This is a genomic window from Acidisphaera sp. L21 (assembly GCF_009765685.1).
Classification (GTDB): Bacteria; Pseudomonadota; Alphaproteobacteria; order Acetobacterales; family Acetobacteraceae; genus LMUY01.
The window spans coordinates 1-7045 of the sequence record NZ_LMUY01000050.1; the positions used below are offsets into that span (position 1 = coordinate 1).

A 7045-nucleotide genomic window follows, 5' to 3' on the forward strand; every position below is an offset into this window, starting at 1 on the left:
AACCTCGTCTTGATCCCTGCTTGCGTCGCCAGGTAGCCCAGGCTAATCGCGAGATGCGTCTTTCCCACGCCTGACGGACCCAGCAGGATCACGTTCTCTGCCCGCTCGATGAAGCTTAGTCCGGCGAGCTGCTGGATCTGCTGCCGCGGCGCGCCCACCGCGAACTCGAAGTCGAACTGGTCGAGCGTCTTGATCGCCGGGAAGCCCGCCACCCGGGACAGCATCGTGCGAGCCCGGGCCCGGCGGGTGTCGAGTTCACCGCGCAGCACCGTCTCCAGGAAGTCCATGAACGACGCTTCGGTCTCGGCCGCTTTCTGAGCGGCTGCCGGATACTCGACCGCCACGCCGCTGAGCCGCAGCGCCGGGCAATCTCCCGAACACTCAGCCCCTGCCGCTTCAATATCCGTATTCCATCACGCCCTCCGCCAGAACCACAGGTCCCTCCGGCAAAGAGCACCACTCTAACCAGGTGGCTCAGTTTTCAACCGGCGGACCGGCTCAGTTTTCCAGCGGTGGCGACACTCGAATGCGTTTGCCGCGGACGATCCCCGTAAGCCAGAGCATCGGGCTTCCTGGGCGTTTGACGATTTTAAGTGGCATCGGAGACTTTCGATTAGGTGGTTGATAGCGATTTCGTCGAAAAGCATGTCAATCGGCATGGAAATGGGCCCCCTCATCGGCGCCCAATCGGGCCCCTTTTGGGTGGGCTTGTGCCGGTAATCCATAGGAGGGACCCGCGCGCCGCGGAGTGTCCGACCAGAGGCTGACGCAGCGGCGCGCGGGAGGTGCCTGTGGTTTACCGGTGCAAGCCGGGACGCACGGTCAGGCCCGGTTCTTGAATCGCCAGCTCTCGTTGCCGGTCTCGACGATCTCGCAGTGATGCGTCAGGCGGTCGAGCAGGGCCGTTGTCATCTTGGCGTCGCCAAACACACTGGGCCACTCGCCAAAGGCCAGGTTGGTGGTGACGATCACCGAGGTCTGTTCGTAGAGGCGGCTCACCAGGTGGAACAGGAGTTGGCCGCCGGACTGGGCAAACGGCAGATACCCCAGTTCGTCCAGCACGACGAAGTCCATGCGGCAGAGATAGTCCGCCATCCGGCCCTGGCGGCCGGAGCGGGTCTCCGCCTCGAGCCGGTTCACCAGGTCGGCGACGTTGAAGAACCGGCCGCGGGCGCCGTCGCGGATGCAGGCGCGCGCGATGGCGATCGCGAGGTGGCTCTTTCCGGTGCCCGTTCCGCCAACCAGCACGACGTTGCGCTGATGCGCCAGGAACTCGCCGCCCGCCAGGTCGCGCACCAGGGTCTGGTTGATCGGCGTGCCGTCAAAGGCGAAGTCGTCGACGTCCTTGGCCAGCGGCAGCTTGGCGATGGTGATTTGGTAGCGGATGGACCGCGCCTGCTTCTCGCTGATCTCGGCCGTCAGCAGGTCGCCCACGATGCGGGTCGGTTCGTGCTGCCGCTTGACTGCGGTGCCGATGATCTCGTCGTACGCGGCCTTCATGCCGTAGAGCTTCAGCTCCGCCATGGTGGTCAGGATCTCGGATCGTTCCATCAAATAGGCCTCCTCAGGCTGTCATAGCGGGCGCAATCGGCAACCGGCGCGTGCGTCAGCCGCAGCGCATCCGGAGTCAGGATGGTGACCGGCGGCGCGGGTTCGCGGTGCCGGGCGAGAATGTTGATGACCACGTCTGCCGAGTGCGTCGCCTCGCGCAGCGCTTCGGCGCAGGCGGCTTCGACCGCAGGTAGTCCGTCGCTCAGCACTGCGGCCAGGATCGTCACCATCTGCCGGTCGCCGTCGGCGCTGCCTGCCAGTTTGCGGCGGATGCGTTCCATCGCCGACGGCAGCAGCCAGTCCTTGAACGGCGCGCCGTTGCGCAGCGCGCCCGGCTTACGCGCCAGCACCGGGACATAGTGCCAGGGATCCAACACCGTCTGATCGCGTCCGAAATCACGGCGATGCTCGCCGACAATTTTACCGCCCTGGCGCAACTCGATCCGCTCGGCATAGGCGCGGACCTCAACAGGGCGCCCAACCGCGTGCGCCGAGACCGAGTAGCGGTTGTTGTCGAACCGCACGAGGCAGGTCTTGGACACCGACGCCGTGACAGCATGAAACCCGTCGAAGCGGTCAACATAGGGAACCAGGCTGGGCCGCTCGGCCTCGAACACCGACCAGACCGTTTGGTCGCGCAGCTCGGGATGGCGATGGGCCCGGGCATACGCGACGCACTGGTCCAGCAGCCAGGCGTTCAATTCGTCGTAGCTCTTGACCCGCAGCCGCGGCGAGAAGAACCGCTCCCGCACCAGGCCGACCTGGTTCTCCACCTGGCCCTTCTCCCAGCCCGACGCCGGGGTGCAGGCCACGGGATTGACCAAGTAGTGGCTGCACATCTGGAGGAACCGGCGATTATAGGCCCGCTCGCGGCCAACGAAGATCGCGTCGACCGCCGCCTTGAGGTTGTCGTAGATGCCGCGGGTGCAGGCGCCCTTGAAGAACGCAAACCCACGGTCGTGCGCGTCGAACACCATCTCCTGCGTCTCGCGCGGATACGCCCGCACGAACAGCATCCGGCTGTGGCACAGCCGCAGGTGCGCCACCTTGACCGTGACGGTCCTGCCGCCGATCAGCACGATCTCGTAGCTCCAGTCGAACTGATACGCCTCGCCGGGCGCGAAGCTGAGTGGCACATAGGCCGCGGCCGATGCCGACACCTGGTCGCGCCGCCATGTCCGGGCATACCGCCGCACCGCGTCGTAGCCGCCCTCGTAACCCGACCCGCGCAGCGCCTCGAACACCCGGATCAGCGTCAGCCGCTCGCGGCTGGGCCTCGCCTCGTTGGCCGCGAGCAGCTTATCCAGCTCATCGCGCCAGGCGCCCAGGCGCGGCATTGGCTGCTGTTCGCGCTCATACCGGAACTCCGTCGCCTCCGACCGGAGGACCTTGCGCACTACCTTGCGCGAGACGTGCAGCTCCCGGCAGATCGCCTTGATCGACTTGCCCTGCACCAAATGAGCACGGCGGATCCGCGCAATCGTCTCCACCACCAGCATCCCAAATAGGCTCCCGTGAAAACACGAGAGCCAAGGTGAACCCCAACGTCAGAGGGGTCCCGTTTGGACGCCGATCACCCCGCTAACGGGGGCCCTATTCCATGCCTATGCACAGGTGATCCGCCGGCACCCAGAAACCGGAGAGCGCCGGCTCGACCTCTTGAAGTGGGGCTTGGTGCCGGGCTGGACAAAGGACCTGAAAGCGGCGCGCAAGCCGATCAACGCCCGGTCCGGGACGGCGGCCGGCTCTGGCATGTTCAAGGGCGCTTTGGCGTCCCGGCGGTGCCTTGTGCCCACCGACGCCTTCTATGAGTGGAAGCGCTGCCGGACGGCAAACAGCCCTATGCCATTGCCCGGCAGGATGGCACGCCAGTTAGCTTTGCAGGCATTTGGGAGGCCTGGAGGGCGCCAGACGGCGAGGTGCTGCGGACATTCGCCATCCTGACCACCACCGCCAACGGCACGATGGCACAACTGCACGACCGCATGCCAGTGATCCTAGAGCCGGACCAATGGTCGATGTGGCTGTGTGAGGCAGAGGGCGACGCCATGGGGCTGATGCAGCCGGCCGCTGATGACATCCTGCGCCTGTGGTCTGTCAGCCGGGCGGTCAACAGCGTCCGCAACAATGGCGCCGACCTGCTAGACCGGATCTACGCTTGGTTATGGGCGAACTTCATCAAGGTCTGCCGTGCTCGTACGCCCAGGAACGGTTCGAACGGCCTGCGCTGGGATGAGATCGCCCAAATTATGGAGATGGACGGGGTGGTGGGATCGCGCGGTGATCCGCCGAACGCCAATTCGGTGCGCCGGGTCTGGGACCGGGTTTGGCGGGACAAGGAGAGGGAGGCCGAGACAGAAGAGCCTGCTGAGTAACCCAGGCCTTGCCCGCAGCAACCGATGACACACGCAACGCTATCTGTGGCTGCTCAGAGGGCTTCGAAGATCGCTCTGACCCGCTCAGACAGGACGTCAAAGGCGAAAGGCTTGTCGATCATGTGCATCCCGTCGGCAAGCTGTTCGCCTAATGCGTGGCCGGCGTATCCAGTAATAAAAAGGACTGGTAATCCAGGTCTCTGCCGCCTGGCCGTGTCGGCAACCTGACGGCCATTCAAACCGCCGGGTAGTCCGACGTCCGTGATGAGGAGGTCGACCTGTGGCGCTACCCGCAAGACTTGCAGGCCCGCAGGGCCGTTGGGTGCTTCCAAGACGATGTAGCCCAGATCACGCAGCTGCTCGGCCGCCATCGTGCGGATGCCCTCCTCGTCTTCTACGAGCACGATGGTTTCGTTACCGCGCCGGCCAACGACTTGTGAAGCATCAGGAAGTTCACCCGGCACCCCGGAGGTCGATCGAGGGAGATAAAGCGAGATAGTGGTGCCATGGCCTGGCTCGCTGAGCAGTCTGACAATCCCATTTGACTGTCGGACAAAACCATAAAGCTGAGAAAGCCCGAGACCAGTGCCTTGTCCCGCTGGCTTAGTGGTAAAGAATGGCTCAAACACCCGCGCCCGTGTAGCAGCGTCCATGCCGGTCCCCGTATCGGTCACAGCGATCTCGACGTAGTCCCCGGCAGACGCCTCGTCGCGCTCAGTGATGTCGTGTGCGGGAAGACTGACTTCTCGCGTTGAGATTGTCAGCACGCCGCCCTCTGGCATGGCGTCTCGCGCGTTTATCGCCAGATTCAGCAGGGCGTTTTCGAGCTGGTTCTTGTCGCACATCACGGTCCAATCGCCGTCGTCCATTTCAAGGGCAACGATGACATTTGGGCCGACAGTCCGGCGCACGAGGTCGCCCATATCCTGAACGAGTTCTTCCAAGACGATGGGTTGCGCGAGGAGGACCTGTTGCCGGGCGAACGTTAACAGTCGATTGGTCAGAACGCCGGCCCGGGCGACCGTCTTTCTGGCGCCATCGACGAACGCCATCGCGCCGGCGATATCACGCCTTTCAATCCGGCGGCCCATCAGCTCCAGGCTGCTGCCAATCGCCTGGAGCATATTGTTGAAGTCGTGAGCGATGCCGCCCGTCAGTTGGCCGACTGCCTCCATTTTGTGGGACTGCCGGAGCGCCGCCTCCGTTTTCTCTCGCTCACGGGCTTCTTCGATCAGCCGGGTGTTGGCTTCGACAAGTTCTCGGGTCCGCTCCGCAACACCTTCCTCAAGGCGCCTATTTTGATCTTCAAGAAACGCTAGGCGGTCAAGCTCAACTGTAACGTCAAGTTGGTTTGCAAAGAAGTAGATAAGCGTGCCAAATTGATCGAGAACAGGCGCCAGTAAAAGGCGGTTCCAGAAGATCGAGCCGTCTTTGTGGTGATTTCGGACATCGATCTCAATAGGCCTGGATTGCTTGATAGCCTCGCGGATCCGGGCCACTGACGCTGCATCGCTAGACGGTCCCTGTAGAAACCGGCAGTTCTGGCCCAGGATTTCCTCCCGTGCGAACCCCGTGAGGGCGCAGAAGGCGTTATTTGCGTAGACGACTGGATTGTCCGGTTGCCTAGGGTCAGTGATGACCATCGGCATGTGGGTAGCTGCCACTGCAGCGGAAAACGGGTCAAACCCACCGATTAGCGGGCGGAACTCGGTCACGAGAGCCTACTGTGGCAGCCTGAGCATGTGGGGCCGGCACGCGAAGATGTCGGCGTTCTGTGGGGCATTAGTGTCCTGACGGTCTGCCCCACGGGCCTGCCCGCACAAGGTCCCCCGTCGTGGGGGATAATCAGACACATTGTAAGCACACTTAAACGTGTGCGGATTAACCAGAAGGGAGCCGCCTAAGGAAAGCGGGCTCGTGGCCTTGCCCCGGCGCCCACGTCATCATGGGGCCGGATGCGCTCGGGCGCGCGATTTTGCACAAACGTTTAGGTTGCGGGCTCCGACTTCATGCTCGAACCGCCACCGTTCCGGTCGGGTGCTCATGCCGGCATCCTTTGCATCTGCACCAAGTCGCGTAGGAGGGCGGCCTGGAACCGATCGCTGGCGGAGCCCTCCAGGTCATCCCTGCAAGCTGGATGCTTCGGCAAGAAGTGATAGGCCATGCAGCGGCCCCGGGCCGTGATCCCCTCAAGCGTGTGGGCGGTGAGGGCCACGATTTGGTCGACCAGGCCGTCCGCTGGATCAAGCATGGCAACGCCAGGATCGTCGCTTTCAACGTCGCGGCCGAGAGCGACGCAGTAGGCTTCGAATTCCCATTGGACGCGGAGGTATTCCCCGCATAGTGCGATCAACTCAGCATCTGAGTGTTGCGCGGGGGCGGCGCCGGTTCGCGCCTTTGTGTAGGCAGCCGCTTGCGGCGCCACCCTGATGGTCAGCGCGCTAGCGGCCGCGACCAAGATATTCCGACGTAGGGTCATGCTCGCACCCCCGGCATCCATGTCATCCCGCGGCGTGGCGGTTCGAGTCGAGGCGGACGCCCAACCGGCCGCCGCGGCTGGGATGCGATCACCTCGGCCAGCCCCTGCACGCTGTCCGTCTCAGCGGCGGCATGACGAAAATACTGGAAGGCGAAAGTTCGCACGGCGCTTGTGCGGCCCCCTTCCGTAACCTGCGCTTCAATGTGCTGGATCAGGTCGTCCAACCAAACGCTCTCGCGCTCACAGATATCCCGCAAGGCACTCCAGATTTCGGGCTCCAGTCGCATGGAGGACCGCCCGCTGGACGCGATGATGTTCCGGTTGATGAGGAAGCTTTTCATGCTACGCCCTCCGGCTTGTCGCGCCCGACCTCGGCGAGACGGTTGATCCGGCTGACCCACATGCCCTCTGCGATCTCGGGTGGCAGTTCTAACCCGGCCTGGGCGACTGCGACGCGACTGTCGGGATGCAGCCAGGATGGCGGCGCAAGGTAGCAGAGGCTGCCACCAACGCTGACCCGGTAGTGCAGGACCGCACCGCGATCGTGCATCGCACCCAGCACACGGCCGGTGATGACGCGCGGTGGCGATCGACGGTGTCGCCACCGCTGGAAAACTGAGCCGGTCCGCCGGTTGAAAAC

Annotated in this window: 6 protein-coding genes and 2 pseudogenes; 1 reads left to right on the forward strand and 7 read right to left on the reverse strand. The window is 63.8% G+C overall.

Features of this window, described 5'->3' with window-relative positions:
- The 3 genes and pseudogenes from GSQ76_RS11080 to istA form a co-directional block, all read right to left on the reverse strand.
- Positions 1–401, reverse strand: a 401-nt coding sequence (locus tag GSQ76_RS11080) for an ATP-binding protein (RefSeq protein WP_408836460.1), incomplete at its 3' end; no start/stop codon positions are given.
- A 421-nt stretch (positions 402–822) separates the two neighbouring features.
- Positions 823–1551 (reverse strand): IS21-like element helper ATPase IstB, encoded by a 729-nt coding sequence (gene istB / locus GSQ76_RS11085; protein WP_158743978.1) that lies wholly within the window; start codon positions 1549–1551, stop codon positions 823–825.
- Positions 1552–1559: 8 nt separating this feature from the next.
- Positions 1560–3050, reverse strand: a pseudogene (istA, locus tag GSQ76_RS11090) (IS21 family transposase); the annotation flags it as partial.
- 115 nt (positions 3051–3165) lie between these two features.
- Between istA and GSQ76_RS11095 the strand changes: the two are divergent.
- A pseudogene (locus tag GSQ76_RS11095) lies at positions 3166–3926 on the forward strand (SOS response-associated peptidase).
- A gap of 53 nt (positions 3927–3979) precedes the next feature.
- On the opposite strand, the gene GSQ76_RS11100 reads toward GSQ76_RS11095, so the two are convergent.
- The 4 genes from GSQ76_RS11100 to GSQ76_RS11115 form a co-directional block, all read right to left on the reverse strand.
- Positions 3980–5641 (reverse strand): PAS domain-containing protein, encoded by a 1662-nt coding sequence (locus GSQ76_RS11100; RefSeq protein WP_158743980.1) that lies wholly within the window; start codon positions 5639–5641, stop codon positions 3980–3982.
- A 326-nt stretch (positions 5642–5967) separates the two neighbouring features.
- On the reverse strand, positions 5968–6405 hold the full coding sequence (locus tag GSQ76_RS11105) for a hypothetical protein (RefSeq protein ID WP_158743981.1): 438 nt from the start codon (positions 6403–6405) through the stop codon (positions 5968–5970).
- Positions 6402–6746, reverse strand: coding sequence for a ribbon-helix-helix domain-containing protein (locus tag GSQ76_RS11110; protein WP_158743982.1), 345 nt, complete (start codon positions 6744–6746; stop codon positions 6402–6404). Before GSQ76_RS11110 ends, GSQ76_RS11105 begins: the two co-directional genes overlap by 4 nt.
- Positions 6743–7045, reverse strand: a 303-nt coding sequence (locus GSQ76_RS11115; RefSeq protein WP_158743983.1) for a hypothetical protein, incomplete at its 5' end; no start/stop codon positions are given. The genes GSQ76_RS11110 and GSQ76_RS11115, both read right to left, overlap by 4 nt.